A 402-nucleotide genomic window follows, 5' to 3' on the forward strand; every position below is an offset into this window, starting at 1 on the left:
CCATGATCAAGTCAACATCTTTCGAGACACCTAAATGATCGCATGTACCGCGTCCTTGATTGCCAAGTACACCGATTCCATGGTCTTCATCCACCATGATGCTGGCATTGTATTGCGTGGCCAGCCGTCCGATTTCGGCCGCATGGGCCTCGTCTCCTTCCATGCTGAAGACACCGTCAGTGTCGATCAGTTTCACCTTGTCCGGCTCGCATCTACGGAGTTGTTTTTCCAACGACTGCATGTCGTTATGATTATATTTGAGCTTGTTTGAGAATGAGAGACGGATTCCTTCAATGATGGAAGCATGATTTAACTCATCCCAGTTCAGGTAATCATCGCGTCCGGTGATGCATGAAATGACCCCTTCGTTTACCTGAAAGCCTGTTGAGAAAGAAATAGCAT

1 protein-coding gene is annotated in these 402 nt (G+C 47.5%); it reads right to left on the minus strand.

The window, feature by feature from the left end; genetic code table 11:
* Nucleotides 1-402, minus strand: a 402-nt coding sequence (locus Tanf_RS10415) for an aminotransferase class I/II-fold pyridoxal phosphate-dependent enzyme (protein WP_046825824.1), incomplete at both ends; no start/stop codon positions are given.

The organism is Tannerella forsythia (assembly GCF_001006485.1).
In the GTDB taxonomy this organism is placed as follows: Bacteria; Bacteroidota; Bacteroidia; order Bacteroidales; family Tannerellaceae; genus Tannerella; species Tannerella forsythia.